This is a genomic window from Saliphagus sp. LR7 (assembly GCF_003344565.1).
In the GTDB taxonomy this organism is placed as follows: domain Archaea; phylum Halobacteriota; class Halobacteria; order Halobacteriales; family Natrialbaceae; genus Saliphagus; species Saliphagus infecundisoli.
Genome location: NZ_QPND01000001.1, coordinates 359,395 through 384,520, shown reverse-complemented (window position 1 = coordinate 384,520; position 25,126 = coordinate 359,395). Strand labels below are relative to the sequence as shown.

Annotated in this window: 26 protein-coding genes; 11 read left to right on the top strand and 15 right to left on the bottom strand. The window is 68.1% G+C overall.

The features are described 5' to 3' along the window. Positions 1 to 67: 67 nt before the first annotated feature. Complete coding sequence (locus tag DVH23_RS02015) at positions 68 to 682, top strand: isoprenylcysteine carboxylmethyltransferase family protein (RefSeq protein WP_114575754.1); 615 nt, start codon at positions 68 to 70, stop codon at positions 680 to 682. On the opposite strand, the gene thrS is transcribed toward DVH23_RS02015, so the two are convergent. From thrS to DVH23_RS01995, 4 genes are all read right to left on the bottom strand, one after another. Beyond that, a complete protein-coding gene (thrS, locus tag DVH23_RS02010; protein ID WP_114575753.1) occupies positions 679 to 2,628 on the bottom strand; it encodes a threonine--tRNA ligase in 1,950 nt (649 codons plus the stop codon). The genes DVH23_RS02015 and thrS overlap by 4 nt on opposite strands. A 192-nt stretch (positions 2,629 to 2,820) precedes the next feature. Continuing rightward, positions 2,821 to 3,336 carry an orotate phosphoribosyltransferase gene (gene pyrE / locus DVH23_RS02005; RefSeq protein ID WP_114575752.1) on the bottom strand — a complete coding sequence of 172 codons (516 nt, stop codon included), beginning with the start codon at positions 3,334 to 3,336 and terminating at the stop codon, positions 2,821 to 2,823. Positions 3,337 to 3,410: 74 nt separating this feature from the next. Further along, on the bottom strand, positions 3,411 to 3,956 hold the full coding sequence (locus DVH23_RS02000) for a CDP-2,3-bis-(O-geranylgeranyl)-sn-glycerol synthase (RefSeq protein ID WP_114575751.1): 546 nt from the start codon (positions 3,954 to 3,956) through the stop codon (positions 3,411 to 3,413). A 61-nt stretch (positions 3,957 to 4,017) separates the two neighbouring features. Further along, entirely contained in the window at positions 4,018 to 4,500 is a 483-nt protein-coding gene (locus tag DVH23_RS01995) for an FxLYD domain-containing protein (protein ID WP_114575893.1), read from the bottom strand. Positions 4,501 to 4,674: 174 nt separating this feature from the next. Between DVH23_RS01995 and DVH23_RS01990 the strand changes: the two genes are divergently transcribed. After that, positions 4,675 to 5,718 carry a hypothetical protein gene (locus tag DVH23_RS01990; RefSeq protein ID WP_114575750.1) on the top strand — a complete coding sequence of 348 codons (1,044 nt, stop codon included), beginning with the start codon at positions 4,675 to 4,677 and terminating at the stop codon, positions 5,716 to 5,718. 26 nt (positions 5,719 to 5,744) lie between these two features. Here DVH23_RS01990 and DVH23_RS01985 read toward each other — a convergent pair whose 3' ends face one another. Beyond that, entirely contained in the window at positions 5,745 to 6,272 is a 528-nt protein-coding gene (locus DVH23_RS01985) for an HPP family protein (RefSeq protein ID WP_114575749.1), read from the bottom strand. Positions 6,273 to 6,457: 185 nt separating this feature from the next. On the opposite strand from DVH23_RS01985, the gene DVH23_RS01980 reads away from it, so the two are divergent. Together DVH23_RS01980 and DVH23_RS23425 are read left to right on the top strand one after the other, a co-directional pair. Beyond that, the gene (locus DVH23_RS01980) at positions 6,458 to 7,822 is read left to right on the top strand and encodes a TIGR00341 family protein (RefSeq protein ID WP_114575748.1); all 1,365 of its coding nucleotides are present in this window, start codon (positions 6,458 to 6,460) and stop codon (positions 7,820 to 7,822) included. A gap of 132 nt (positions 7,823 to 7,954) precedes the next feature. After that, on the top strand, positions 7,955 to 8,128 hold the full coding sequence (locus tag DVH23_RS23425; protein WP_157972303.1) for a hypothetical protein: 174 nt from the start codon (positions 7,955 to 7,957) through the stop codon (positions 8,126 to 8,128). Between the two features lie 95 nt (positions 8,129 to 8,223). Here DVH23_RS23425 and DVH23_RS01975 read toward each other — a convergent pair whose 3' ends face one another. Beyond that, complete coding sequence (locus DVH23_RS01975; RefSeq protein WP_114575747.1) at positions 8,224 to 8,616, bottom strand: universal stress protein; 393 nt, start codon at positions 8,614 to 8,616, stop codon at positions 8,224 to 8,226. A 96-nt stretch (positions 8,617 to 8,712) separates the two neighbouring features. On the opposite strand from DVH23_RS01975, the gene DVH23_RS01970 reads away from it, so the two are divergent. After that, positions 8,713 to 9,549, top strand: a complete 837-nt coding sequence (locus DVH23_RS01970; protein WP_114575746.1) for a proline dehydrogenase family protein — start codon at positions 8,713 to 8,715, stop codon at positions 9,547 to 9,549. 44 nt (positions 9,550 to 9,593) lie between these two features. Beyond that, on the top strand, positions 9,594 to 10,367 hold the full coding sequence (locus DVH23_RS01965) for a DUF502 domain-containing protein (RefSeq protein WP_114575745.1): 774 nt from the start codon (positions 9,594 to 9,596) through the stop codon (positions 10,365 to 10,367). A 12-nt stretch (positions 10,368 to 10,379) separates the two neighbouring features. On the opposite strand, the gene DVH23_RS01960 is transcribed toward DVH23_RS01965, so the two are convergent. From DVH23_RS01960 to DVH23_RS01940, 5 genes are all read right to left on the bottom strand, one after another. Beyond that, positions 10,380 to 11,309, bottom strand: coding sequence for a branched-chain amino acid transaminase (locus tag DVH23_RS01960; RefSeq protein WP_114575744.1), 930 nt, complete (start codon positions 11,307 to 11,309; stop codon positions 10,380 to 10,382). A gap of 99 nt (positions 11,310 to 11,408) precedes the next feature. Then, positions 11,409 to 12,098 (bottom strand): 3,4-dihydroxy-2-butanone-4-phosphate synthase, encoded by a 690-nt coding sequence (gene ribB, locus DVH23_RS01955; protein WP_114575743.1) that lies wholly within the window; start codon positions 12,096 to 12,098, stop codon positions 11,409 to 11,411. Next, on the bottom strand, positions 12,095 to 12,802 hold the full coding sequence (locus DVH23_RS01950) for a DUF120 domain-containing protein (protein ID WP_114575742.1): 708 nt from the start codon (positions 12,800 to 12,802) through the stop codon (positions 12,095 to 12,097). The genes ribB and DVH23_RS01950 overlap by 4 nt, the downstream gene beginning before the upstream one ends. A 66-nt stretch (positions 12,803 to 12,868) precedes the next feature. Beyond that, a complete protein-coding gene (gene twy1 / locus DVH23_RS01945; RefSeq protein ID WP_114575741.1) occupies positions 12,869 to 13,879 on the bottom strand; it encodes a 4-demethylwyosine synthase TYW1 in 1,011 nt (336 codons plus the stop codon). Between the two features lie 54 nt (positions 13,880 to 13,933). Then, positions 13,934 to 14,239, bottom strand: a complete 306-nt coding sequence (locus DVH23_RS01940; protein WP_114575740.1) for a hypothetical protein — start codon at positions 14,237 to 14,239, stop codon at positions 13,934 to 13,936. A 301-nt stretch (positions 14,240 to 14,540) separates the two neighbouring features. Here DVH23_RS01940 and DVH23_RS01935 point away from each other — a divergent pair, with 301 nt between their 5' ends. Further along, the gene (locus DVH23_RS01935; RefSeq protein WP_114575739.1) at positions 14,541 to 14,804 is read left to right on the top strand and encodes a hypothetical protein; all 264 of its coding nucleotides are present in this window, start codon (positions 14,541 to 14,543) and stop codon (positions 14,802 to 14,804) included. A 12-nt stretch (positions 14,805 to 14,816) separates the two neighbouring features. On the opposite strand, the gene DVH23_RS01930 is transcribed toward DVH23_RS01935, so the two are convergent. Beyond that, entirely contained in the window at positions 14,817 to 15,503 is a 687-nt protein-coding gene (locus DVH23_RS01930) for an HAD-IIB family hydrolase (protein ID WP_114575738.1), read from the bottom strand. Positions 15,504 to 15,677: 174 nt separating this feature from the next. Here DVH23_RS01930 and DVH23_RS01925 point away from each other — a divergent pair, with 174 nt between their 5' ends. Then, positions 15,678 to 17,759 carry a hypothetical protein gene (locus tag DVH23_RS01925; RefSeq protein ID WP_114575737.1) on the top strand — a complete coding sequence of 694 codons (2,082 nt, stop codon included), beginning with the start codon at positions 15,678 to 15,680 and terminating at the stop codon, positions 17,757 to 17,759. A gap of 39 nt (positions 17,760 to 17,798) precedes the next feature. Here the strand turns inward: DVH23_RS01925 and DVH23_RS24070 are convergent, their stop codons facing one another. Together DVH23_RS24070 and DVH23_RS01920 are read right to left on the bottom strand one after the other, a co-directional pair. Next, on the bottom strand, positions 17,799 to 17,936 hold the full coding sequence (locus DVH23_RS24070) for a hypothetical protein (RefSeq protein WP_198667809.1): 138 nt from the start codon (positions 17,934 to 17,936) through the stop codon (positions 17,799 to 17,801). 304 nt (positions 17,937 to 18,240) lie between these two features. Next, entirely contained in the window at positions 18,241 to 21,129 is a 2,889-nt protein-coding gene (locus DVH23_RS01920) for an oligosaccharyl transferase, archaeosortase A system-associated (protein ID WP_114575736.1), read from the bottom strand. Positions 21,130 to 21,215: 86 nt separating this feature from the next. Between DVH23_RS01920 and aglG the strand changes: the two genes are divergently transcribed. After that, positions 21,216 to 22,151 carry a glucosyl-dolichyl phosphate glucuronosyltransferase gene (gene aglG / locus DVH23_RS01915; protein ID WP_114575735.1) on the top strand — a complete coding sequence of 312 codons (936 nt, stop codon included), beginning with the start codon at positions 21,216 to 21,218 and terminating at the stop codon, positions 22,149 to 22,151. Here the strand turns inward: aglG and DVH23_RS01910 are convergent. Next, a complete protein-coding gene (locus DVH23_RS01910; protein WP_114575892.1) occupies positions 22,148 to 23,059 on the bottom strand; it encodes a glycosyltransferase family 2 protein in 912 nt (303 codons plus the stop codon). The genes aglG and DVH23_RS01910 overlap by 4 nt on opposite strands. A gap of 83 nt (positions 23,060 to 23,142) precedes the next feature. Between DVH23_RS01910 and DVH23_RS01905 the strand changes: the two genes are divergently transcribed. Together DVH23_RS01905 and DVH23_RS01900 are read left to right on the top strand one after the other, a co-directional pair. Then, on the top strand, positions 23,143 to 23,865 hold the full coding sequence (locus DVH23_RS01905) for a sugar phosphate nucleotidyltransferase (protein ID WP_198667808.1): 723 nt from the start codon (positions 23,143 to 23,145) through the stop codon (positions 23,863 to 23,865). Beyond that, positions 23,858 to 25,102 (top strand): CDP-glycerol glycerophosphotransferase family protein, encoded by a 1,245-nt coding sequence (locus tag DVH23_RS01900; RefSeq protein WP_157972302.1) that lies wholly within the window; start codon positions 23,858 to 23,860, stop codon positions 25,100 to 25,102. Before DVH23_RS01905 ends, DVH23_RS01900 begins: the two co-directional genes overlap by 8 nt. Positions 25,103 to 25,126 lie beyond the last annotated feature (24 nt).

Here is a 25,126-nt window from a genome sequence, read left to right as displayed (position 1 = left end):
GCTTTGTTATAAATGACCTAGTGAGTCCGCGAGAAGCTCCAGGCCTCCCGCGACCCGACGATCGGACATGATCGGAGATGGTTTCGCGTCCGTGTCGCTGACGACGGCCGCGTTCGCCGTCGCCCTCGTCCTCGTCGTCGCCAACCTGTCCGCCATCGTCGCCAGCGCCGTCGGGGTCGCCGACCTCTGGCCGCCCGGCGAGCGGGGCTGGTACTTCTACGCCCACTGGGGGCTCTCCCAGGTCGTCAACGTCGCCCTGTTCGCGCTGGCGATCGGAGACTGGGGCTCGCTCGGCCTGCCGATCCCCGTGGTGGCCGCCGGTGGCATCCTCTTCGTCGGCGGGATGGCCGCCGCGCTGGCCGCGGGCTACGACCTCGGCGTCTCCGAGACCTCGGGACTCGAGGGCGACCTCCGGACCGGCGGCTGGTATCGCTACTCGCGGAACCCCCAGTACGTCGCCTACGTCGTCGCGACCGTCGGCTTCGCCGTCGTGGCGAACTCGGTCCTGGTGGCCGCCGTCTGTCTCCCCCTCCTCGGCTGGTGGCTCGCGCTCCCTCTCGCCGAGGAACCCTGGCTCCGCGAGCAGTATGGAAGAGCGTACGAGCGGTATGCCGAGCAAACGCCGCGATTCGTCGGCCGGAAAACGTTCCGGGAACTCGCTGGATCGCGCTCGTCCGTTTAATCGGCGAGGAAGTCAGGCTCCGACCGCTTCTCCGCGCGTTCGGCCTCGAGATGTTCGCGGAACTCGCCGGTTCCGACGTCGAACTCCTGGTCCTCGAAGCGGTCCCGGACCGAGATCGTTCCCTCGTCCTCCTCGTCGTCGCCGACGATGATCTGGTAGGGAACCCGGTCGTCGTGGGCCGCCCGGATCTTCCGTTCGAGGGTCGCGTCCCGGTCGTCGACCTCGATCCGGAAGCCCTCGAACTCGTTTGCGACGCGGTGGGCGTAGCCGAGGTTGTCGTCGCTGATCGGCAACACCCGGACCTGTTCGGGCGCGAGCCAGAGCGGGAACCGGCCCTCGTAGTGCTCGATGAGCATCATGAAGAAGCGCTCGTAGGAGCCATACAGCGCGCGGTGGATCATCACCGGCTCGTGTTCCTCGTTGTCCTCGCCGACGTAGGAGAGATCGAAGCGGTCGGGCATGTTGAAGTCGAGTTGGACGGTGGGGCCATCCCACCCCCGGCCGATGGCGTCCTCGAACTCGAAGTCGATCTTCGGGCCGTAGAATGCGCCGTCGCCCTCCTCTACGTCGTAGTCGTAGTTTCGCTTCTCGAGGACGCTCTCGAGTTGGTCCTCGGCGCGCTCCCAGATCTCGTCGCCCCCGACGGACTTCTCGGGGCGGGTGGCAAGCGCCATCCCGTAGTCGAGGTCGAACGTCTCCAGGACCTCGATGATCACGTCCATGATCGCCTCGACCTCGCGTTCGATCCCCTCGGGGGTGAGAAAGAGGTGGCCGTCGTCGATCGTAAACGCCCAGGTCCGCGAGAGTCCCGAAAGCTCGCCGCGCTGTTCCTTGCGATACACTTTACCGTTTTCCGCATAGCGGATCGGGAGGTCCCGGTAGCTCCAGGAGTGGTCCTGGAAGATCGCGGCGTGGCCGGGACAGTTCATGGGTTTGAGGCCGAACTCGTCGTCGTCGACGTCGAAGACGAACATGTCGTCGACGTAGTTCTCGTAGTGGCCCGACTTGTGCCAGAGGTCCGTCTTGAACACGTGGGGCGTCTCGACGTAGTCGTAGCCCGCGTCCTCGTTGAGCTCCTCGACGAAGCGTTCGAGTTCGCGCAGGACGGTCTTCCCGGCCGGGTGATAGAGCGGGAGTCCCGGCCCCGTCACGTCCTGGATCGAGAAGAGGTCCATCTCCGCGCCGATCTTGCGGTGATCGCGCTCTTCGGCCTCCTCCATCCGCGTGAGGAACGCCTCGAGGTCGGTCTCGCTCTCGAACGCGGTCCCGTAAATCCGGGTTTGCATCGGATTCTCCTCGTCGCCGCGCCAGTAAGCGCCCGCGATCTCGAGGAGCTTTACCACGCCGACCTCGCCGGTCGATTCGACGTGGGGGCCCGCACAGAGGTCCGCCCACTCGCCCTGGCCGTAGAACGTGACCTGCTCGCCCTCCTCGGCGAGCTCTTCGAGGAGTTCGAGCTTGTAGGGTTCGTCCGCGAGCCGGTCGCGGGCTTCCTCGATCGACACCTCCTCGCGTTCGATCTCGTAATCGGCGGCGACGATCTCCTCGATTTCGGCCTCGAGGGCGGCGAAGTCGTCCTCGTCTACGTCGAGGTCGTCGAAGTCGTAGTAGAAGCCGTCGTCGGTCGGTGGGCCGATGGCGAGCTTCGGGTCGTCGAACTGGCGTTCGACGGCCTGGGCGAGACAGTGGGCCGCCGAGTGGCGCATCACCCGGAGGTACTCCTCGCTGTCCTCGGTGACGATCTCGAGACGGGCGCCGTCGTACACCGGCTCTTCTTTGGCGACGAGCTCGCCGTCGAGTTTGCCCGCGACGGTGTCGCTGCCGAGACCGGGACCGATCTCGTAGGCGCAGTCCTCGACGGTCGCGCCCGCCTCGACGGCGAGCTCCGAGCCGTCCGGCAGGACGACGGCGATCTCCGATCGTGACTCCGAATCTGGTTCTGACATGGCTGTAGGGTGGTCAGGGTGGTCCGTTCGCGGGCCCGCGCTCGCGGTCGCTTCCCGTGCCGTCGGCTGGTCGATCGAGAGAGACGGGACGGGGTAGGTGTGGGTTAGAAGCGGGCGCGGACCCCTGTAAAACGGACACCTACCATCGTGGCTACGGGTAGTTCCGACCGGGATAAAAGCGTTGTGATGCCCTCACTGTGCGTCGAGCAGGTCGCTCGCGGTCACGAGCGCCTCCATCTCGACGCCGGCGTCCTCGACGGCCTCGCGGCCGCCCTCCTCGCGGTCGACGACGACGAGGGCGCGCTCGACGGTTGCGCCCGCGGATCGGAGGGCCTCGACGGCATCGACCAGGCTCGTTCCCGTGGTGACGACGTCCTCGACGACGACGACCTCCTCGCCGGCCTCCAGGTCGCCCTCGATTACGTTCCCCGTGCCGTACTCCTTGCGCTGTTTGCGCGCGATGACGTAGGGGAGGCCGCCGGCGACGCTCGCGGCCGCCGCGAGGGGGACGCCGCCCAGGGCGACGCCCGCGAGTTTCGTCCCGCGAGCACGCTCGGCGAAGGCGTCGGCGATCGCACGCAGGCAGTCGGGATCGGTCTCGAAGCGGTACTTGTCGACGTAGTAGTCACTGGTGCCCCCGTGGGAGAGCTCGAACTCGCCGTAGCGGACGGCGTCGGCCGCCCGGAGTGCGTCGAGTATGTCGGTCATCGCTCGGAGGCGCGGGCCCGACGGGGATAAACGGTCCGGAGCACGCCCGTCGTAGCCGGGCTGGCGCGGCCCGATTACCAGGGTTCGTCCTTCAGCCCCAACCGATAGGCGACGGCGTTCGTCGAGACGTGGAGCAGGGGCGTGATGACCAGGATCACGGCAAGCACCGGCAGGGTGAACGTCTCCACGAACCAGTCGGGGGCGGCGAGGAAGGCGAGCAACAGGGAGACGACGACGAAGTCCAGTTGATCGAGCCCGGGAAAGGCGGCCCCGCGCTCGCGGCCCGTCCGGCGCTTGAGAAAGGAGGCGAGGACGTCGCCGAGCATCGCGCCGAACGGAAGCGCGAGGATCACTGCGGGGGGAAACGTCGGCAGGTCGGCGCCGAGAGCGGCCCCGACGTCGCCGGCGACGGCGTTCAGGGCGACGGCGAGGAGGGCGCCGGCGGCGGTGCCGACGGCGGTCCCTCGCCAGCTCTTCCCGTCGCCCAAGATCCGCCGCCCGCCCCAGGTCCGCCCGCCGTCGATCGGGCGCCCGCCGCCGGCGAGCACCGCCGCGTTGTTGGGGACGTAGGCGGGGAGCATCGCCCAGACGGCGACGGCGATCGTCTCGAGTACGGTCATGGCGGGCCGAACGGACGGTCCCCTCTTAAAGCGGCCGGTAGCCGCGGTGGCCGTCGTCCGGTTACGACGGCGTTCCGAGGGCGGCGATGTCGTAGCTCGCGATGGCAGTGGGGGCCTGGAGGACGACGACCGTGAACGACCAGCGCTCGCCGCCGTCCAGGTCGCCGGCCCGGGCGAGATACCAGCCGAGGTAGTCGCCGGCGTCGTCGTACACCCGGACCCGGACCTCGGCGATGTCGATCGGGTCGCCGGTGTTCTCGACGACGCCCTGGACCGTCGAGCCGAGGTAGCCGTCCTCGAGGACGAACTCGTGCTCGCGGAGCTCGATCGCCTCGAGGGCGGTCGCCGACTGGTGGGGGCTGGTGATCGCGACCCCCTCGGCGGCGATCAGCTCCTCGACGGAGCGGCCCTCGCCGTCGGCGTCGATCTCGCCGTCCTCGTAGGTCGGGTCCCCGCCGCCGCCGTCGCTACAGCCGGCGAGGGCGGTCGCGGTTCCGGCGCCGACGGCGGCAAGCAGGCGGCGACGGCTCGTCGCGAGCGTCATCGGGAGCGATCCCTCGTACGGACGGCGGTTCCGGTCATGGTCGTCCGGAGGAGGCGGCTCCATTTCAGTGTGATCCTTGAATCCGCTCCCCGGGGGCGGAGCCGCCGGGCTCCGGGGCCGCGAACCGACTGCGCAACGCGGGACGTTTTTACTCCGTACGCGAAACGGGAGGACATGAGCGACGTCGAACCCGGTGACGGGAACCCGTACGCCCTTGAGGAGGGGGAGCCGGGGGTGGTCGCCAGGCTCCGGGACTGGATCCTGCTCGACGGGGACCGGCTGGTCCTCGCGGCGATGCTCTCGGCGGCGATCTTCGTCCTCTTTCTCGGACTGAACGCCCTCGACGTGATCGCCTTTACCAACGACAACTCGATCACCCGAGCGGCGAGCGGGATGGTCGCAGGGACGTTCTCGCTCGTGACGCTCGTCGTCTCGATCAACCAGCTCATCCTCTCGCGGGAGTTCTCGGCCGTCAGCGAGGCCCGCGAGCGGCTCGAGGGCGTCATGGACCTCCGCCGCGAGGTCGAAGCGGCCGCCGAGGTCCCGGCGAGCCCGACCGCCCCGGCGCGCCTGCTTGAGCTCCTCCTCGAAACGATCCACGCCAGGGCGGGAACGCTCGCGGAGAGCGTGGAGGGCCAGGAGGACGAGGAGGTCCGGGAGGCGGTCGGGGAGTACGCCGACTACGTTCGGGAGAGTACCGACCGGATCGACCGACGCATCGACGGCGCCCGTTCGGACACGTTCGAGGCGCTTTCGGCCTCGGTCCGCTACGACGACGCCTGGCAGTTCTACCTCGCAAGACGCCTTCGGAACCGACACGAGGAGGAGCTCAACCGGGGAAGTATCGAGGCGTTCGACGACCTGGTCGAGGCCGTAGAGCGCTTCGGCGTCGCCCGCGAGCAGTTCAAGACGACGTACCTCCAGCGCGAACTCACCCGGTTCTCCCAGCTGACGATCCTCTGTGGGGTGCCGGCGATCCTCTCGGCGCTGCTGATCGGCTTTCTGTACGCCGACGTCGGCGGCCCCGCGATCGCCGTCGATCGCCTCCCGGTCGTCGTCTGTGCGTTGCTCACGGTCATCGTCTCGCCGCTCGCGCTGATGGCGTCGTACATCCTCCGGACCGCGACGATCACGCGCCGGACCGCCTCGACCGGGCCGATGCTGCCCGGCAAGGAGTTTCGGGACCGGCCGTTCGAGCGCCGGGACGGCGAGGAGTGATCCTCGCGGGACCGGGCCCCAGCGGTTCACTGTGGCGGCTCGTCGACTCCCGTCGTCGGAAGCACGTGATCGGCGACGGCGAGAGCGGAGATGGCGAACATGATGATCGCCGCCTCCAGCAGACTGGTCAGTAGCCCCAGGCCGACGATGAGCGTGGTCGCACACGCCGGAGCGTGGCGCAGATCGGTTCGAAGCATCGCGGCGGTCGTCAGTCCGACGGCGACGAACCCTGCACCGGTCAGTTGCAGTCCCGGCATCGAAAACGCCGGCGGGAGGTCGGTGACCGTGAGGCCAGGGGCGATCGTATGGTAGGCGATCAGCCCGCCGATCACGCCGAACAGGTGGCCGCCGATCGTCCGCTGCCACTGGCTCGTGGCCGCCGACGGGGTCACGGCCAGTGCGTACGCCGAGGGGCCGAGGCTCGGAAACAGGAACGGCTGTCCCGTCGCCCAGGCCAGCAAGACGAGAAGTACGAGAAGACTCAGCGTCCGCCCCGTCGAGAGCAGCGCCTCGCTCGTGGTCGGACGGTCCCTCAGCGGCTCCAGTACCTCCATACCGTCAGTTCATACTACGGGAGAAAAACGCACTCGCTTGCACACTGATCGGCCCGCGCCGGAATCTAACTGGATACTGTCACGACTCGAACGATCGGGCCAGGGATTCGAGACGGGCCGGTATCGTGATTCGATGTCGTTGGGGAAGCCGTGAGTTTATTCGATTCATGGGACAAGGAGGCGGCATGCGCCTCGTACAGATCCGGATCGCAACGGAGGTGAAAGAACGCGTTCTCGACACGTTCGACGAGGAGAACATCGAGTACGTCATCGCCGATGAAGGCGGCGACGGCGACGGGGTTATCGCCTACTTCCCGCTTCCCGACGGTGCAGTCGAGAAGGTGTTAGACCGGCTCCGGCGGGACGGGCTCGACGAGGACGCGTTTACCGTCATCACCGACATCCAATCGGCGACCACTCCGGCGTTTGACGAACTCGAGAGCCAGTACACCCAGGGACCCGACGACGAAGTCGGGCTCTCACACGCGACGTTGCGGACGAACGCGAGGGAAGTCACGCCCAGCCGGACGCTGTTCGTCACGTTCGCCGCGCTCAGCGCCATCGTCGCGGCCGCCGGACTCGTCCTCGATTCGGCCATCGTCATCGTCGGTGCGATGGTGATCTCGCCGTTCGCCGGGTCCTCCCTCTCGGCGAGCGTCGGAATGGTGATCGGGGACCACAGATCGGTCCTCGATAGCTTCAAATCCCAGCTCCTCGGTCTCGGCGTCGCGATCGGGAGTGCGACCGCTGCAGCGGCCGTCTTCAGATGGGGGTATCTCGTTCCGCCCCGACTCGCCATCGAGAACATCTCGCAGGTCAACGCCTTCTCGATCCCGATCGTGCTCACGTTCGTCATCGCGATCTTCGCCGGGGCCGCAGGCGCGCTCGCGCTCGCGACCGATCTCGACGTCTCGCTCGCCGGCGTCGCGGTCGCCGCGGCGATCGTTCCGGCTGCTGCGGCCATCGGGCTCGGTACCGTCTGGGCGAAACCGTCGCTCGCGGTCGGTGCACTCGTCCTTCTGGTGATGAACGTTCTCCTGATCAACGTCTCCGCGTTCGTCGCCCTCACCCTGTTCGGCTATCGCTCGTCCTCCTCGAGCCGGCTCCGGGATCACCTCCGATTCGATCTCCGGTCGACCGCATACGCGATTCTGGCTGGCGTCGTTCTCGTCGTTCTCGTCGCGTCGGTCGTGAGCACGATCCAGTACCTGATCCTCGTCGAGACTGTCAACCACAACGTCGACGACGTGCTCACCGAGGAGGAGTATCGCCACCTCGAGCTCATCGACGTCCAGACCGATTACAGCGGGGACTCCCTCTACCCCCGGAACAGCGAGGGCACCGATAGCGTCACCGTCGTCGTCGGCCACCGGACGACCGGGGAGAACCCACAGCTCTCGGCGGCACTACAGCGCCGAATCACGGCGGACACGCCGGGACCGGTCTCCGTACGCGTTCAGTTCGTGAACTACCAGGTGACGAACTCGAGTTCCGAGAGCGGATCGGATCGACGCTTATCCGGACACCGCATCACCGCTCGAGCCGCGTGAGTTCCCGATCACGCCCCAACTGAGTTCGTCGGCCGCGACCGTCGTCGTGGCGACGAACGCCTGGCTCTCCGCGAGGGGTCCCCGCTGACGAAGGCCGGAGCTACTAACGACGGGGCTCCCGACCAACACCCGATGACCGGCGGGGGAGATGACGTTCCGGCGTCACAACCCGACCCGGCGCTCGGCGAAGATGGCCGCCTCGAGGCGCTCGCCCAGTGGGTCTACCTCCATGGCTCCCGGGGCGTCCTCTCGGCGCTGTTGCTCGGCGTCGTCTTCGTCGCCTGCCCACCGGGATCTGCGCCATAACCCCGGCGGTTCGGGGATCGAGTTCCCGACTCCTCCCGTACCGACCGTCACGAGCCGGGAGCGCGACCGTCTCGAATCGGGTACGGCCGCCGGACTCACCGCGAGGGGCCGACGATCGTTACCGGCACCGGCGAGCGACGGGCGACCGCCTCGGCGACGCTCCCGAGCAGCATCCGAGAAACCCCGGATCGGCCCGCGCTCCCGATCACGATCTCGTCCATCTCCTCGGCGGCGGCGACGATCGTTTCGGCGGGCGTTCCCGAAGCGACGCGGGTCCCGATCTCGGTTCCGTGGTCGGCGGCGAGATCCGCGATCGGTTCGAAGAACTCGGGGTCGCCGTCGGCGCGTTCGCCCCCGTAATGGGCCTCGAGTTCGTCGACGACGTGGATCGCCGTCAACTCGGCGTCGGGAAAGACCTCGAGGGCGTATTCGACGGCGGCGATCGAGGGCTCGGAGCCGTCGACCGCGAGGAGGATCCGGCGAGTCATGGGCGGCGATAGGGTCCACTCCGGCTAAAATCCCGGGTCCGGCGACGGCGGCGCGATCAGACAACGCCCTTATAACAGGCGTCCGAACGCTCCGGTATGCTCCCGCCGATCGCGAGCCGGTTCGTCGCCGGCGAGTCGCCCGCGACCGCGCTCCAACGGACCCGCGAGCTCAACGACCGGGACGTCGGCGCCATCCTGAACCGCCTCGGGGAACACTACGACGAGCCCGAACCCGCGGCGGAAGACGCCGCGGCCTACCGCCGGCTCGTCGGCGACATCGCCGACGGCGGCCTCGACGCCTGCATCTCGATCAAGCCCTCACAGCTCGGTCTCGATCTCGGGGAATCGCTCTTTCGAACCCATCTCGAGGACGTCGTCGCCCGCGCCGCCGATCGGGGCGTCTTCGTCTGGATCGACATGGAGGATCACACGACGACCGACGCGACGCTCGACGCCTTCGAGGACCTCGCGCGCGAACACGACGGCGGGGTCGGCGTCTGCGTCCAGGCGAACCTCCGGCGGACCCGCGAGGACGTCGAACGCCTCGCGGGGGTTCCGGGGAAGGTCCGGTTCGTCAAGGGTGCCTACGACGAACCCGCCGAGATCGCCTACACCGACGGCGAGGCGATCGACCGATCGTACGAGGAACTGCTCTCGTACGCGTTCGAGCGCTACGAGGGGGGGATCGCCGTCGGCAGCCACGACCCCGCGATGATCGAGCACGCGACCGATCTCCACGCAACCCACGGCACGCCCTTCGAGATCCAGATGCTGATGGGCGTCCGCGAGGAGGCCCAGTACGACCTCGCCGCCGACTACCCCGTCTACCAGTACGTCCCTTACGGCGACCGGTGGCTCTCCTATTTCTACCGGCGGCTTGCCGAGAAGACGGGGAACCTCCGCTTTGCCCTGCGGGCGATCCTCGGCCGGTAGAAGGGAAGCGCTCATAATCCCGTGGCGTGAGACTGACGACATAGATGTCCTCGTGGAAGCGGGATTTCGCGAGCGGGCTCGTCGTTCTCGGCCCGATCCTCGTCTCGCTGTACCTCCTCTTCTGGCTCTACGGCTTCGTCGCCGGCTTCACGCCCGCGGTCATCCTCGATGCCGAGGCCCTCCAGTGGTTGGTCCCCGGCAGCGGCGACCAGGCGGCCCAGACCCGCCGACAGCTCGCCCAGTTCGTCCGGGTCACGACGGTTCTCGTCGTCTTCGCCGCGCTCACGCTCTCGATCGGCTACCTGATGCGGACGACCGTCGGCGGGCTGGCCGAGCGGATGGTCGACGACGTCGCAAACCGGGTGCCGGGGCTGCGGGTCGTCTACAACGCCTCGAAGATGGCCGCCGAGACCGCCTTCGGCGAACAGGACTCGCTGCAGGAACCGGTCAAGCTCGAGGTCTGGGAGGGGCTGCGGATGACCGCCTTCCGGACGGGAAAGACGACCGACGACGACCGCGAAGTGCTCTTCCTGCCGACCTCGCCGAACATCACCACCGGCTACGTCATCGAGGTCGAGCCCGACCGACTCATGGAGATCGACGAGGACGTCGAGGACGCGCTCACCCGGATCCTCTCGGCGGGCTTCGGCGACGCCGACAGACACGGCGGGATGGACGCCGGCGTCCCGATCGACGTCGTCGACGACCGGGAGTCGGCCGCGGCCGTCGCCGACGGCGCGGTACGCGAGGGAACGATCGACGCCGGCGAGAGCACCGATCCCGGCGACGACGGAGGCGGAGGCAGCACCCGAACGTGACGGCCGGTCGTCTCAGACGTATGTGAACCAGTCGTCGTACCCCTCGGCCTCGCCCTCGACGATCTCGAAGAACCGCTGCTGGATCTCCTCGGTGACCGGGCCGCGGGTACCCTCGCCGATGACGACGTTGTCGACCTTCCGGATCGGGGTGACCTCCGCCGCCGAACCCGTAAAGAAGAGTTCGTCGGCGGTGTTGAGCTCGCCCCGCGAGAGCGAGGCGGTGTCGGAGACGGTGTACCCCAGCTCGCGGGCGATTTCGATCACCGAATCGCGGGTGATGCCGTCGAGGATCGACTCCGAGAGCCCGGGGGTGTAGATGGTGTCGTCGCGGACGAGAAAGAGGTTCTCGCCGGGGCCTTCCGCGACGTTGCCCTCCTTGTTGAGCACGATCGCCTCGGCGTAGCCGTTCCGGCGGGCCTCCTCGCCCGCGAGCATGCTGTTGACGTAGAGGCCGGTGGTCTTGGCGTTCGTCGGGATCTGGCTCGAGGCGTGTTTGCGCCAGGATGAGACCATCACCTCGATCCCCTCCTCCAACGCCTCCTCGCCGAGGTAGGCGCCCCAGGGCCAGACCGCGATCGCGGTCCGGGTCGGGCAGTCGCCCGGGCTCACACCCAGGCTCTCGTAGCCGTAGAAGGCGATCGGGCGGACGTAACAGGATGCGAGGTCCTGACGCTCGATGAGTTCGGTCGTGGCCTCGGTGAGTTCCTCGAGGTCGTGATCGATCTCCATCTCGTAGGGTTTGGCCGACTGGAACAGCCGTTCTATATGCTCTTCCCACCGGAAGAGCGCGGGGCCGTCGGCGGTGTCGTAACAGCGCGCGCCCTCGAAGACCCCCGTGCCGTAGTGGAGCCCGTGGGTGAGGACGTGGATTTGGGCCTCGTCCCAGGGCACGAACTCGCCGTCCATCCAGATCGTGTCGACGTCCATCTCCTCGAATCCCATGCTCTAACGGTTCGGGGAGGTCCTCTTTATGATTGCGGGACCGGTCCCCGTGGAGGTCGCTACGGAGGACTCGCGAGCTCGCGGGCGAGAACGGCCCGTCTATCCCAGTCGGTCGGCGATCGTTCGCCCCTCGAGATAGACCAACCCGTGGCGGTCGGCGTACGCGCGGGCGTCGGCGGGCGCGAGGGCGCCGCCGGTCTGGTCGTCGAGCATCTCGCAGACAACGACCGCGGGCGAAAGGTCGGCGGCCTCGGCGAGGGCGATCCCGAGTTCGGTGTGGCCCTCGCGTTCGGAGAGCCCGCCGCGGGCCGCCCGCAGCAAGTGGATGTGGCCGGGGGCGCGGAACTCGCTCGCGAACTCGGTCTCTCGAGGGGCGCTCGCGGCCTCGCCGAGCGCCCGGATCGTCAGCGACCGATCCGTGTCGGTGATCCCGGTGTAGGTGTCGCGGTGGTTGACCGTCAGCGAAAAGGACGAGCGGTCGTCGTAGGCGACGTCGTGGCCCTCGGTCGCGGGGTGATCCACCGTCTCGCCGTAGAACGGGAGCTCGAAGGCGTCCGCGACGGCATCCGAGAGGGCGACACAGATCAGCCCGCCGGCATCGTTTCGCATCCGGGCGACGGCCTCGGGGGTGGTCGCGCCCGCGGGGTAGATCAGGTCGGTCTCGCCCTCCCGGTCTTCGGCGTCGTGGACGCAGACGGGCTCGCCCGCGGCGAACGCCTCGAGGGCGGCCGCGAGCGGGTCGCCCCCCTCGTGTTCGCCCTCGCCGACCTGCCGGTGGCGTCGGGTCATGACTCGGCCCCGACGCGGATCGTGAGACGGTCGCCGTCGGCGAGATCGAGTTCCTCGCGGAGCTTCGCGGGGGCGATGAGCTCGAGCTGGTCGTCGTCGTGGTGGGTTCGCTCGGGGGCGATCGTGTGGGCGCCCTCGTAGGCCTCGCCGCCGGCGGTTTCGACGCGGGCCGGCCGGCAGACCGCGGGGCCGTACGTCCGCTCGTCGTCCTCCCAGCCCTCGATCGGGACCGGGTCGAGCCCGCTCTCTGCGCTCCGCCGGCGGACGCTCTCGCTCTCGAGATCGACGTTCAGCGTGCCGGGAAACGGCTCGTAGCCCAGTTTCTCCGCGAACTGCTCCTGGTAGCCCGGCAGCGAGATGTAGTGGCGGCCCTCGCCCATCCCGCTCGTGACGACCCCCTCGAGTTCGAGCTCGGGGTCGCGCTCGAAGATCCGCCGGTAGGCCTCGTACTCGCTTCTGAGGCTCCGTTCGCCGCTCTCGGTGATCGCGACCCACTGGCCGTCGCTTACGGTGTCGCGGTCGATCAGGTCGGCGCCCTCCAGGCGCTGGAGACGCCGGGAGGCGGTCTGGTTGGAGGCGTCGAGGCGGGAGGCCAGCTCCGAACAGGAGGTCTTGACGTCGCCGGCGAGCCCGCCGTCGAGCGCGAGGAGCTTGAGGACGGCGAGCTCGTCGGGGCCGACGGCGGCCGCCGCGGTCGCGTTCATGGCCGCGGCTTCGAGCGGGCGTGGCATAAGCGTACCGGATGTGGGGAGCGTACCGATTATGGGACGCTACTCGGCCCAGAACTCGCTTCCCTTCTTCAGCTTCGGAACCCAGGTGTCGGCGGTCTTCGAGAGCAGGGCGACCCGGGACGCGGGGACTTCCTTCACCTCGTCGTGGTCGGGCATGTGCTCGCCGACCTCCTCGGCGAAGGCGACGACGTCGTCGTGGTCGGGCATCGACGACCGGTCGAGACGGCCCCGGGAGTGGCCGACGTGCATGTACGCCTTCAGCTCGACGAAATCGGGCTTCGCCCGGCGATAGAAGCCGGCGTACCAGTCGGGGCTGTGCATGTTCTCGCCCGCGACGAGCGTCGTCCGGAGGACGGTCCGAGTTTCGTCCTTCGCGGCGAGAACGTCCATCGTGTCGATCAGCTTCTCCCAGGCGTCCTCCTCCATCGCGCCGACCACGTCGTCGAAGGTGTGGCGCTCGGGGGCGTCGACGCTGACGTACAACTGGGTGGGATCGCACTCGGCGAGCATCTCCGGACGGGTGCCGTTCGACACGAGGAAGGTCGTGATCCCCCGGTCGTGGAACGCCTCGATCAGCTCCGGTAGATGGGGATACAGCGAGGGCTCGCCGTCGAGGCTGATCGCGACGTGGCGGGGTTCCATCGACTCCTCGAAGACCTCGCGGGGGACCTCGTCGTTGCCCCCGAAACCCGACAGCAGCTTCTTCTGGAGTTCGAGGGAGGCGTCGACGACGGCCTCGGGGTCGTCCCACTCCACGCCGTCGAGTTCGTAGGCGTGGCCGTTGTGATCGCGCCAGCAGAAGACACAGCGCTCGTTACAGCGCACGACGGGGGTCATCTGGATGCAGCGGTGGGACTCGATGCCGTACCAGATGTTCTTGTAGCACTTTCCCTCGCCCCGGAGGGCGTTGGCGGTCCAGCCACAGGTCTGGGCCGCGGTGTGGTTCTCGCTGTGGTAGTCCGGGCTCGAGACCTGGGCCGGCCCGTCCTGGCCGCCGTCGGTATCCGGGCCGGCTCCCGACCCGGCGTCGCGGTCGGCGGAGTCACTCATTGGACCCGCTTGCACCGGCGCCGACAAAAGGCGTGTGGTCGCCGTCGCTCGCCGTCACTCCCCGTTCGAGCCGGGGCCGCCGGGGAGCTCTCCCGGCTCGGCCGGGCCGTCGTCCTCGAGGACGACCTCCCGCTCGAAGCCGTAGAGGACGAGCCCGGTGTTGCCCGTCATGATCACGCCGGTCGTCGGTGCGGTGGGGACGAACGCGTACAGCGAGACGCCGGCGGCGGCGGTCCCGCCGGCGACGACGGCCCACAGCAGCGGTCGGGGGACGCCCTTCTTCTTCGCGTCCCGCCGGACGTACCAGAAGAGCGCCACCGACGCCGCGAAGCCGACGAGGGCAACCGCGGTCGATGCCATACCGGGGGTCGGCGCGCTCGGCGCAAAAGCGTTCCGCGTGAGGCCGACGCGTCGTCGTCTCCACTCTCGTTCGGGCCCGGCTTTCGTGCGAGGGCAGCCGTTTTTTGCGCCCGGCGGGCCAACGACCGCTCATGCCCGGAAACCACGAGTGCCCGGTCTGTGGCGACGTCCTCGACTCCGAACGCGAACTCGAGGAACACGCACTGGAGGAGCACGAGCGCAACCTGAACAACAACCGGTAGTCCGCCGGCCCTGCCGTGCCGGCGGAAGGCGTTTCTCCGTCGGCTGCGAAGGGAACGCGATGAGCGACGACGACGGGGTGGCGGAGACGGTCGTCGTCTCCTACGGCCCCGCGGCCGACGGGATCGGGGACGCCCTCGGCGAGCCGAGCTACCGGCGATACCTCCGGCGGGCCCACGAGGGGCGGGTCGCCGCGGGCGAGGAGTGGCCGGAGTTCGTGAGCCGAGGCTGTGGCTCGAGGGCGGAGGTCGTCCTCCGGGTCGAGCGCGTCGAGGGCGGATCGCGGATCGGCGAGGACACTGCCGTCGAGTTCGTCCCCCGATAGTCGTCCCCGGGTTCACTCCCCGCTCGCGCGAACGCGCTCTACGACGGCGAGGGTGCCGTCGGCGTGTGTCTCCTCGAGGACCTCGTCGGCCGCCTTGCGGGCGTCAGCGTCGGCGTTTGCGACCGCGAAGCTCCGGGAGACGACCTCGAACGTCGAGACGTCGTTGATCGAGTCGCCGACCGCGACCGCCTCCGCGACCTCGATACCCGCGGCCTCCCCGAGCGCGAGCAACCCCTGGCCTTTCGTCACCGTGGGATCCTTGACGTGGTAGGCGTAGCCGGTGTCGATCACTTCGAGGCCGTAGTCGGCGGCGATCGCCTCCAGGGGGTCGCGGGGCTGGTCGCGGTTGATCGCCACCTCGGTCGCCCGCCAGCGGTTGATCGTGTCGTCGCCGCCCCAGCCGGCGGCGTAGCCCGCCTCCCGGTACTCCTCGAGGACGGCCTGGGCGGCCGCTCGGTCTGCCGTGACGGTCACCTCCTCGCCGGTGTAGACGACGCCGCCGTTCTCGGCGACGGCGATCTCGGGAATCGCCAGGAAGTGACAGAGCGCGATCGGGTAGGGAAAGGCCTTGCCCGTCGCGAGCACGACCGGCGCGTCCCATTCGAGGAGGGGGTTGAAGATCCGGGGGTCGATTCCGAACCCCTCGGGGCGGGTGAGCGTGCCGTCGATGTCGAGGACGAGCGGCGGGTCCGAAGCCATTTGCCCCGGGTTCGGTCGCTCGGGCCTAAACCCTCGCGGTCGGCGTCGTACGAACGGCTCTCGCGCCGGCTCACTTGTCCCCGCCCGGTCGTTAACCGAAACTGGTATGTATCTCCCGGCGGCGGATAGTTTTTGGTGGTCCGAACGGTATCGGGGGTAACAAGGACCGGTGGCATGGTGATCGAATTCGACGGCACGACGGAGCCCGCAGGGCTCGAGATGTACGATCCGATCGAGCAACGGCGACTGCACATCCGAACGCCGGAACCGGCCGCGCCCCGGCCGATCCCGGAGACGGAGTTCTGTTTCCCGGTTGACACGGCCTGTGCGATCGAGACGGAGTCCGTCGTCTTCGACCAGAAGTACTCCGTCGACGTCCACGACGGCGACGGCCGGTGGGAGAAGGGGCTGAAGGCTGGCGAGACGATCCATCTCGGGGCCGACGAGCAGTTCGTCGGTCTGGGTGGGCCGATCAAGGTCTACTGTCGGGTTGCCGGCGACGCCCGGCTCGAGGCCGGGATCAACTCGATCCGTCTCGAGTTCTCCGAGCCGACCGACGTCGAGATCGGCGCGCGCTCGCTCCATGAGAACCCCCACGGGACGATCACCACGCCCGACGACCCCGAGTCGATGATGAGCGCGGTCTCCGCGTTCTCCTCGGCGCTCAAGACGACCTCCCCCGAGCGGTCCTGGCCGACCCTTCGGGGCCACCCTCCGCTGATCGAGCGCGGGCCCGAACTCGACGTCCCCGACCCGATCGAGCCGATCGAGACGCCGGTGACGATCGAGGTGCCCGCGACCCACCGGAACGTCTACACCGTCGCACCCCTCGCGTTCTACCTCGGCGCCGACGTCCGGCCCGGCGGCGATCCCGCGATCGTCACCGACCGCGACCGCTACGAGCTCGGCGTCGGGATGTCCCTCGAGGACGACGTCGCCCGGACGCTCAAACACGTCTTCCTGCTCGACTGTCTCGTCCGCATGAACGGGCTCTTCCAGTACGACCTCTACGAACGCTCGGCCCTCGACGGGCGGCTCCCCTTCTCGCTCAGTGAGACGTATCGCGCGTCGCTTACCGAACGGCTCGATCGCTACCTCGACGTTCCCGTCGACCTGCTGGAGCCGTACGTCCCCCGCTGGTCGCTGACCGCCCACGTCCCCTCGATTCCGGAGGGCATCGAGGTCCTCCCGTTCGTGGTCAACGAACTGGGGATCGTCCGGGAGCCAAGCGGACAGCGCGTCGAGTCGGTCGCAGACCGGCCCGCCGGGGAGGCCCAGCTCCTCCGCTCTGCGGGCACCGCCCGCGCGCCGGTGTTCACGCCCGGGGAGGACGACGGGCTCGACCTCGTCGAACCCGACGTCACCGGCGAGTCGATCGAACACGCCTGGTTCGGCTCGCAGGTCCCCCGCGGCGCCTCGAAGGGGACCATCGAGGCGTTTCGAAGCCAGCTTGAGCGCGGCGAGCGCAACCGCTCGATCGAGATCCTGCTGGTCTGCAACGACGCGCGGATGATCGAGGAACACGACGTCCTGGACGATACCTACGGCGCGCGCGAGACCCTCCCCTTCGACGTCCACTCGGAGTTCGGCGTGACGACCGACGAACTCGCCGATCTCTTGACCGACGGCGGCTATGACTTCCTCCACTACATCGGCCACGCGACCCCCAACGGCCTCCGGTGTTCCGACGGCGAACTCGACGTTCGGACGCTCCCCTCGATCGACCTCGGCGTCTTCTTCCTCAACGCCTGTCGCTCCTACGAGCAGGGGTACGCGATGGCCGAGCGCGGCGCCTTCGGCGGCGTCGCCACCCTCGCCGACGTCGCCAACGAAGGCGCCGTGGAGATGGGCGAGACCATCGCTCGGTTGCTGAATTTGGGATTCCCGCTTCGTGCGGCCCTTGAACTTGCACGGGAGACAACAGTTTTGGGTAATCGGTACTTGATCGTCGGGGATGGATCTACCGATATTGCTCAGACCGACGGAGGAGCTCCTACTGTCGTCAAGATAGAAGAGCAAGGTGATGTCTACGATGTTGTCCTTCGGACTTATCCCACCAAAGAACTCCCCGTCGGAACAGTCAGCAGCCCAAATATTGAATCAAATATCGAAAAACGCCTGACTCCATGCGATATGGAACTTGGGACTATAGAGCATCCGAGGCTCAGCGAGTATCTTCTGTGGATAGACGTCCCAATCTTACACGGCAACGAGTTGATCTGGAACGAGAACCTTACTTCGATTGATTTCCTGTAGCAGGCAACCGGCTTCAACTACCTATCATCTGGCTGATCTTCACGGACCGGGATTTGAAGAGACAGCTCCTGCTGCCACCGATCCAGCCTGGCTGAGCAGCAGCATCACGGTGAACAGCGCGCCGATCATTCGGGGGTTCGATTCGATGTACGCCTTGAGGTCGTCTTTTGCTTCCATCGCACTCTAACAATAATTTCCTTTGGTAATCAACTTATCTAAAAGTTCCAGAGGGATTATTTAATAATTGTAGGCATAGAGAAGACGATTCGTCACCGGGTTATCGGATTTACTTGCTCTTTCCGTATAATGATTTGGGGGGATATCGCCGGTCTGGAGCCCTCGCTGTGTACTCTTGCCGTTCGACATCTCCGATGGACCCGACGGCTGGAAAGTCCGTCAATCTGAACCCCTTCGTACCAATCCCGCCTGTCGGAGAACGTCGGGCGCGCGGCGGCGGTTCCGACACCGGGTCGTGCGTGGGCTACCGCGCCCTCGCCGGCAGCCGGAGGTCGGCGGTGTCGTCCGCGGAGTCGTTCTCCCCGTCGCCGCTCTCGTTCCCGTCGTCCACGCTCACGCCGACCGGCTCGCCGTCGGCCGTCGTCTCCGCGGTCGGATCGGGGACCGTCTCGCCGCCCGCCTCGAGTTCGACGTCGATCCCCTCGCCCTCGACGACGGCGGTCTCGGGAACGGCGGTCTCCCCGACGTAGGCCTGCTCGACGCTCCCGTTCTCGCCCGCGGTGCCGACGAAGACCTCGTAGTCGCCGGTCGCCTCGACGCTGCTGTTCGTGTAGCCGTCCTCGGTGCCGAGTTCGTCGGTCGTCGCGTAGGGGACCGTCAGCTCGAACGACCCGTTCTCGACCTCCGCCTGCTGGGTGTAGGTGAAGACTCGGCCCGGAGCGGTCTCGAGTTCGACCGTCGCGTAGGCTGTCGCGTTCGCCGGGGCGTCGTCGACCGATCCCGTAAGGGTCGCGCCCTCGACGCGCTCGAAGGTCTTCACCGAGGAGACGACGTGGGACTCGATCCCGAAATTGGTGGGTTCACCGGCCACACGGGCCGTGGCGTACCGGTCGTAGAACGAGCGGGTCTGGGCGTTCCACTCGCCCGAAAGCGGCGTGCCGTCCATGAGCCGGAGGTTGTCGAACCGTTCGGAGTCGAAGTACGTCGAGCCCTCGTAGGCCGTACTCCAGACGGCGTAGTCATTGTTCTCGTAGACCAGCCGGTAGCCTTCGAGGCCGCTCGCGTCATCGAGATACAGCGAGGCGAGCATCGTGTCGTAGTAGTCGTCGGGCGCCGCGAGCAACCGCTCCTCGCCGTCGACGGTGTACTCGCCCTGGCCGAAGTAGCTCCCGTAGCTCGGGCCCGCCCACCGGGTGATCGGGCCGAACTTCCCGCCGGCCATCTCGTCGTCGATCATCACGTACCGCATCTCCTCGTCGCCCGCCTCCACGGACTCGAGTTCCTCCGTCGGTCGGTCGACGACCGGCTCGCCCGCGGAGATCCCGTCGAGGACCGCCTCGCCGCGGCGTTCGGACTGGGCGGTCAGGAAGGCGGCGGCCGAGCGCGCGTTCTGCTGGAAGGGGTTCGCGTGGGGGATCCGCTCGCCCTGGACGGTTATCAGGTGGCCGTAGTCCCACCACGACATCACGCCGTAGGCGCCCTCCGGGTAGTCGAAGTCGCCGTCGGCGGGGCGGTCGTAGACGCCGTAGTACTCGAGTTCGTCGGCGTTGCCGGCGCCGCCGTAGTTGCCGGGCTCGGGGCTGTTGCCCTGGAGCCACTCGTTTGCGCCGTCCCAGACCATCGCGTCGGAGTGGGGGCCGGTGTGGTCGCCGGCCTCCCAGGCCGTCGTGTCCGCGAGCGGCGGCGCGATCGGCGCGAACAGCAGGACGACCACGAGCACGACAGCGATGGCCTGGTAGGTCTCGATCGACGAGAGGGTCTCCCGGGGGTCGGCGTCGAACTCGACGCGGACCAGGCGAGCGACGTCGGCGACGAGGACGGCGTTGCCCGCCGCGACGGGCAGGGCGAAGTAGTAGAAAAAGCGGACCTGGGTCATCGCCATGCTCGTCAGGAACGCGGCCCAGACGATCACGAGGGTGTACTCCGCGCGGTAGGGCCGTCCGGTCAGCGGCCGGGCGAGCAGGAGCGCCAGCCCCGCGAACATGGTGTAAAACGCCGTTCCGAACTCCTCGACCGATCGCTGGCGGAAGTTCTCGGGGGGCTGGGCCTCCGAGATCGTCAGCGTGCCCGTCGAGGGATCGATCGGGAGCAGCCGACTCGTGAGGTTGCTCACGAGCGTCTCGTAGACGTCGGGGAGGACGACCGCGAGCGTGGCCAGCCCCGCGGCGGCCAGCCCCGCGACGGCGACCGGGTAGAGCCGCCGGTCGATCCCCCGACGGTCCCAGCCGCGGGCGAGAGCGGCGAGGAAGACCGATCCGGCGGCGACCAGCGCGGCGGTGATCGGCTGGAGGTAGCCGAAGCTCGTGATGCTCGTTCCGGGCTCTTCGAGCAGCGCCAGCGTCCCGACGGCGGCGGTCCCGAGCGCGACGACGCCGACGAAGGCGACGTGGTCGGGGGAGACGCCGCGAACGTAGTCCACGACGAGATGGACGCCGAAGAAGACCCCGACGATCCCGATCAGGACGATCCCGGAGGGCCAGACCCAGATGTAGCACGTCAGGGCGATCCCGGCGGCGACCGCGTAGAGGGTCGGGGTCCTGAGCCCCCGCCAGTCCCGATCCAGGAGCTGCTCGTAGACGGGCTTGTGGCGTTCGGCCACCCCGAGGGCGACCATCAGCGCGAGCACCGCGACGGCCATGAACAGCACCTCGCCTGCGGTGTGGTCGAGCTGGCCGGCCGTCGTCCGCCGGAAGAACTCGCCCGAAAAGAGCGCGAGCAGGAGCACCGAGACGACGCCGCCGAGTCGTCCGCCCAGCCGGCGCCCGACGAAGTAGATCGGGACGGCCGTGAGCGCGGCCATCGCGGGAACGATCAGCAACGAGACGAGATACAGCGTCTCCGTCGAGGGATCGCCCAGCCCGGCGACCATCGCGACGGTGACGATGATCTGGTCGAACAGCGTCCCGAACTGGCCGACGTACCGGCCGGTGGGAAAGCCCGTCCAGACCTCGAACGGCATCGTATGCGGGTAGTGTTCGGCGGTCCACTGCACCGTCCGCCAGTGGTACCACGGATCGATCCCCGCGAGAGCGGGCTCGCCGTCGTTCGTCAGGAACCGTTCGTACGAGCGAGCCCGCGAGCGAAACATGAAGCCCATCGCGAGCGCGACGACGATCAGCGGATACTCCTCGAGCACGTCCACGATCCCCGCACGGACGGATCGCCCGTCCGTGCGGTCGGCGTCGCCACCCATTGGGGCCACACAGCCCCACGCCGAGAATAAGTCTTCCCATACGCCGACGGAAACGCTTATTCCTGCCCTCTGGCAATCGCCAGTCGATGGAAGTCTCCGTCGTCGTCTGTACGCACACGATGGAGCGCTACGACGTCTTCGCCGACTGCCTCGAGAGCGTGCTCGCCCAGACGTACGAGCCCCTCGAGGTGGTCGTCGTCGTCGACGGCAACGAGGCGGTCTACGAGCGCGCCCGCGAGGAGTTCGGCGGGCGCGAGGAACTCTCGATCCACCGCAACGAGGAGACCCGCGGCGTCTCCTACAGCCGGACGCGGGGCGCCGAACTCGCCTCCGGGGAGGTCGTCGCCTTCATCGACGACGACGCGGTCGCAGAACCCGACTGGATCGCCGAACTCGCCCGGGTGTACGACGAGGGGACCGTCGCCGTCGGCGGACGGGTCGTCCCCGACTGGGTGGAGGGAAAACCCGACTTCTTCCCCGCGGAGTTCTACTGGCTCGTCGGCTGTGACGAACGCGGGATGGGCGAACACATGGAGGAGTTGCGAAACACCTACGGCTCGAACATCTCCTTTCGGCGCGAGGCCTTCCTCGCCGTCGGCGGCTACGACGGCAACACCGGACGGAAGGGCGACCGTCACATCCAGGCCCACGAGGCCCCGGTCTGTATCCGGCTCCGGGAGGCGACCGGCCGGGGCGTGATCTACAACACGCACGCGAGGGTCAACCACACCCTCTTTCCGTATCGTGGGGACTTCCGCTGGCTCGTCGCCCGCTCGTTCTGGCAGGGGTACTCAAAGCGGATCATGGACCTCCTGCTCCCCCAGGCCGCCGGCGACAAGGGTGACTACCTCCGCCAGCTCCTGGGCCGGTTCGTCCCGATGCGCGTCCGGGACCTCCTGGAGGAGCCCACGGTCCCGAAGGTAAAACAGCTGGTCGCGATCCTCGTGTTCACGGCGGCGGTCGGCTTCGGCTACCTGTACGGGCTCCTCCGGGCGAGCGACTCGCTCGTCGGCGAGGACTAACGGAAGTCGAGTTCGGGCGGCCCGGACCGCGAGCCCTCCCCCGAGTCCCGGCGGGCGGCGAGGTACTCCCGACCGTAGCCCAGTCCCCTGACGCCGACCATCGCCTTCGCGAGCGCGCCGAAGGCCAGGCGGTCCTCGAGGGGCAGGCTTCGATCCGGTGACTTGACGCCCGTCGGTCGGGGCGGAACGCCCGGGGTACCGTAGCGCTCGGGATGGTAGCGCTGGAGCTGACAGAGTCCGCGGCCGACGCGGAAGTCCTTCCGTACGAGGGCCGGAAGGGAGTCCCGGACGGGGTGGAACATCGTGACGTCGCTCGCGAAGTGCATCTCGTAGCCCGCGTCGTGGACCCGGTTTCCGAACTCCTTGTCGCCCCCGGAGATCAGCCGGTGGTCGAAGAGGCCGACGTCCTCGAACACCTCCCGGCGGACGAACAGACAGCACGTCGGCGAAAAGCGCTGGCGGTCTATGTACTGCTCGACGGGGAACCCCGTATGGTGGTCGTAGCGGGCCACGAGCGAGGGGGTTTCCGGGAGCGTGAGTTCGACGGTACAGCCCATGTAGTCGGCGTCCGCAGACCGGAACGTAGCGAGCGCCGATTCGAGCCAGCCTTCGGGCACCGTCATATCGGCGTCGACGAACGCGAGCACCTCACTTTCGGTGTTCCGGACGGCAGTGTTGCGGGCGGCGTAGGAGGACTGAACGTCGCCCTCGCGGAGGTGTGTGACCGACCCCTCGGAGGCGTACCGGCGGATCACGTCCGGGGTCTCGTCCGTCGAGGCGTTGTCGACGACGCAGAGAGGCGCCCCCCGGTCGTCGGTCTGGGGGCGCAGCGACTCGACCGTCGTCCGTACTCCCTCGGGATCGTTGTAGACGGGAACGCAGACGGCGACCGATGGTTCGTGATCCATACGACGATTCACCCGTCGAGAGCACGGCCTCATCAAAAAGCCCATTGGTAGCTGCCTCGAAGACGGAGAGAACCCCTCTCTCAATGAAACAGATCATACTCGCGGCCGGGAAAGGCACCCGGCTCCGGCCGCTGACCGCCGACGACCCGAAACCGCTCGTCACGGTTTCCGACGGGGAGTCGATCTTTGACCTCACCATGGACGCCTCCGAACGCGTCGGATCGGTCCGGGAGGCCGTCGTCGTCGTCGGCTACGAGGCCGATTGCTTTCGCTCGGCCGTCGGCGCCCGCTCCGGGGACGTCCCCATCTCGCTCGTCGAGAACGAACGCTACGACTCCACGGGTCCCGTCTACTCGCTCTCGAAGGGGATCGACGCGGCCGGTGACGGCGACTTCCTCGTCCAGAACGGCGACACCATCTACGGCCCCGACGCCCTGCGTGCGGTCACGGACTCCGGCGCCGACGGAATCTACCTCGCCGTCTCCCCGGCCGAGGAGTTCTCGCCCGACGACATGAACCTGACAATAGAGGATGGCCGCCTTGCGGAGGTCGGCAAGACGATCTCGGGCGAGCCGGTCGCCAAGTCCGCCGGCCTCGTCGCCGTCCGCGGGGCCGCCTCCCGCGAGGCGTTCGACGACGCGGTCGAGACCCTCCTCGAGAGCGAGTCGCGGGTCTACTGGCACGACGTGTTGAACGAACTGACCGCTCGAGGGATCGGGGTCGAGACCGTCGAGGTCGATGCCGACTCCTGGTCGGAGATCGACACGGTCGAGGACCTCGAGCGGGCGCGGACGATTCATGGCTGACCCGATCGACCGGCTGACCGGGAGCCGGTCGGTCGGCCGCGCCGCCCGTGCCGTCACGACCGGAGCCGCCCGGCTGGCGGGGAGTCGCGAGGACCTGTACGTCTTCGGCTCGAACGCGGGGGAGTTCTACGCCGACAACGCCAAGTACCTCTACGAGTGGGTGCTGGCGAACGAACCCGACGTCGAGGCGGTCTGGATGACGAAGAACCGGCGGGTGTACGACGACCTCCGGGCGGCGGGCAAACCGGTCGAGATGGTCCTCTCCCGGGCGGGGATCTCGACGCTGCTCCGGGCGGACACCGGATTTTTCACCCACTCGACGGCGGACATCGCCCCCGACACCGCGCTCGTCCCCGATTCGCTTCGCCTGGTCAACCTCAGACACGGCGAGTCGGTCAAGAACACCCAGCTCTGCCCGTCGAACCCCGAACTGGTCTCGCCGGAGAAGGTCGCCCAGTCGCGGCGGTGGCGGGCGAGCGGGGTCACGATCGCCGCGACCTCGCCGTTCGTCGCGGACGTCCAGCGGCGGTGTCTGGGCGTCTCCGAGGACCAGCCCGTCGTCACCGGCTACCCGCGCCACGACCCACTCTGGACCGGCGGCGACGGAGGGGCCTCCTCGCAGCTCGCAGAACACGCGGGCTTCGATCGCGAACGGACCGACGAGACCGTTCTCTACGCGCCGACGTGGCGCCAGTACGATCCCGTCCGGGAGGAGGACTGTTACACCGAGTTCCTCCCCTTCGAGGATCTGGCCGTCGACGACCTCTCCTCGCTGCTCGAAAGCCACCGCGCGGAGCTCCTGTTCCGGCCCCATCCCCACGACCTGGCGAGCGACCGCGTGCGACGCCGCCTGGCCGAGATCGAACGCGAGGTTCCCCGCGCGAGCGCGCTCGGTCCCGACGACGTAAACGACGTCTACGAGGTCCTCCCCGCGATCGACGTCCTGGTGACCGACTACTCCTCGCTGTACCACGACTACCTCCTCCTGGACCGGCCGATCGTCCTCGTTCCCTACGACCGCGAGACCTTCGCCGAGGAGATCGGCTTCGTCTACGACTACGAGGAGCGGGCGCCCGGTCCGCGGGCCACGACGTGGGCGGCGTTCGAACGAGCCCTCGACGACGCCCTGTCGGGCGAGGACGGCTACGGCCCCCGGCGGGAGGACCTGCGGGATCTCCTCTACGAACACCAGGACGGGGAGGCGTGTCGCCGGCTGATCGACCGACTCCGTTCCTGACTCCGACGACGGGTCGGTTTCGAC